Origin of the sequence: Mucilaginibacter sp., from assembly GCF_036383575.1 — a bacterium.
Taxonomy (GTDB): Bacteria; Bacteroidota; Bacteroidia; order Sphingobacteriales; family Sphingobacteriaceae; genus Mucilaginibacter.
The window spans coordinates 1-2,325 of sequence record NZ_DASVOB010000425.1 but is presented as its reverse complement, the minus strand read 5'-3'; the positions used below and the strand labels follow the sequence as shown (position 1 = coordinate 2,325).

The 2,325-nt window shown below is 42.7% G+C and carries 2 protein-coding genes; both read right to left on the bottom strand.

Annotation, left to right across the window (positions count from 1 at the left end; genetic code table 11):
* Nucleotides 1–81: 81 nt before the first annotated feature.
* The gene (locus VF500_RS14815) at nt 82–975 is read right to left on the bottom strand and encodes a hydroxypyruvate isomerase family protein (RefSeq protein WP_330860406.1); all 894 of its coding nucleotides are present in this window, start codon (nt 973–975) and stop codon (nt 82–84) included.
* A 28-nt stretch (nt 976–1,003) separates the two neighbouring features.
* Nucleotides 1,004–2,227 (bottom strand): nucleoside permease, encoded by a 1,224-nt coding sequence (locus VF500_RS14810; RefSeq protein WP_091211457.1) that lies wholly within the window; start codon nt 2,225–2,227, stop codon nt 1,004–1,006.
* Nucleotides 2,228–2,325: the final 98 nt, after the last annotated feature.

Below are 2,325 nucleotides of genomic sequence, written 5' to 3'. Positions count from 1 at the left end.
CTTGTGCTAAAAATGTTCTTCTGGTTGTCATGTATTTGTTTTATTAGTTTAGCTTTTTAGAGTGATAAGGTGATGTAAGGTTTAAACATCACAAATATGCACCGCTTTTTTAAGCGAAGCTATTTTGTCTTTTTGTTTAGGGATGAACTCCTGAGCTACAAAACCCTTATGCCCAACCTCAACAATGGCACGCATAATGGCTGGGTAGTAAAGTTCCTGTGTTTCGTCAATCTCGTTACGGCCCGGAACACCGCCTGTATGGTAATGCGCAATGTACTGGTGGTTTGCACGGATATTACGGATCACATCTCCCTCGTCAATCTGCATATGATAGATATCATAAAGCAGTTTAAAGTTTTCCGAACCAAGCCTGCGGCAAAGCTCTGCACCCCACTCTACCCTATCGCACTGATAATCTTTATGGTCAATTTTGCTGTTAAGCAGTTCCATTACCAATACAACATTATGTTTTTCGGCAAGGGCAACCATTGGTTTCAAGCCTTCAACGCAATTAGTCCAACCTTCTTCATCAGTTTTACCGCGACGGCTGCCGCTAAAGCAGATCAGGTTTTTATAACCGGCTTCAGCAACCAAAGGGATCATTTTGGTGTAGTTTTCATGCAGCTTGGCATGAAATTGCTTATCACCAAAACCATCGGTAAGGTTGATCTCGGCACCGTTACACATAGATGAGAACAGACCGTATTTTTTAAGTATAGGCCAGTCTGAAGGACCAACAAGGTCAATACCTTTTATGCCGATATCTTTTGCGGCAGCACAAAGCTGATCTACCGTAAAATCGCCGTAGCACCAGCGGCATACAGCATGGTTAATATTGCCTTTGAGCTTATCATCAGCCTGCATATGTTTTTCAGTTTCGGTGGTAAATGAAGATAATACGCCCGACGCGCCGATAGCGGCCGTGCCCGCGATCATGCTTTTGATAGCCGAACGCCTGTTTTGATTTGATGCCATTGGTTTATTTTAGGTTTATGCTGGTAATTTATTCGGTCGTGCTCTTTTTTTCTTTGAACGACAGGAAGAATAACAGGAACACAGCTGCAGCAATAGAAGCCGGTATCAGCCAGATCATTCTCCAATCGTGACCTGCAGGGCCGTTATAGCTGTCAGATATCTTGCCTGCTACGAAAAAGCCTATTAACATACCAACACCATAAGTAGCGAGAGTAATCATACCCTGTGCGGCACTTTTGTATTGCACACCAGCTTTCGAGTCGGTATAGATCTGACCAGATACAAAGAAAAAGTCGTAACAAACACCATGAAGCGCTAAACCAATGAGCAGCATAAAGCTCAAATCGCCGGCATTGCCGTAGGCGAACAGAACGTAGCGTACCGCCCAGGCAAGCATACCAACAAGTATTGTCCATTTAAAGCCTGCTTTTTTGAAGAAAATAGGCAAGCAAAGCAGGAATAATAATTCTGATATCTGCCCAATGGTCATTTTACCAGTTGGATTATCCATCTTAATATCGGTAAGGAAGCTATTGGCATTTTGGTAATAAAATGCCAGCGGAATACAAATCAATATCGAGGCAACAAAAAAGATGGCGTAGTTTGGATCCTTCAGCAACTTTAAAGCATCCAGGCCAAGAACCTGGCTGATGCTTACCTTTTCGCCTTTGGCAACCTTAGGTGGGGTTGCAGGCAAAGTGAAGCTGAATACACCCAACACAGCCGAAGCTATGCCAGCCATGAGGAATGTATTTTTCAGCATACCCTGGCCAATGCCTTCCTGTGAATCCCAGTGAAAAATGTAGCTGATAGCTATACCCGCTATGATCCAGCCTGCGGTACCGAAAATCCTTATTGATGAAAATTCCTTTTCCGGATCAGTCATCTGGTTAAACGATACCGAGTTTACAAGCGCCAGCGTTGGCATGTAAAGCACCATATAACCTAACACATAGGGATAAAATACAGAAACATCGACAGCCGTATACATTTGATACATTAAAGCTGCACCTACTAAATGAAGTACACCTAATATCTTCTCAGCATTAAAATACCTGTCAGCAATTAAGCCGATAATGAACGGGGCAATAATAGCGCCCCACGATTGTGTAGAAAAAACTTCGCCGGATTGTGCGCCAGTAGCATGAAGCGTTTTATCCAAAAAAGTACCTAAAGTTACAAACCATGCGCCCCAGATGAAAAACTCCAGGAACATCATGAACGATAGTTTTGATCTTATCCCTATGGTCATGAAAATTTAATTATTTTTTTAATGATAGAATGTATTTAACGATTTCTTTAGCATCGCTTTCAGGCAATGAAGGGTGCGGGGTCATGGCAATGTTACCC

What these genes read in the sequence shown, in the direction of transcription:
- VF500_RS14815 (WP_330860406.1), bottom strand. Translation starts at nt 975, where the DNA reads ATGGCATCAAATCAAAACAGGCGTTCGGCTATCAAAAGCATGATCGCG.
- VF500_RS14810 (WP_091211457.1), bottom strand. Translation starts at nt 2,227, where the DNA reads ATGACCATAGGGATAAGATCAAAACTATCGTTCATGATGTTCCTGGAG.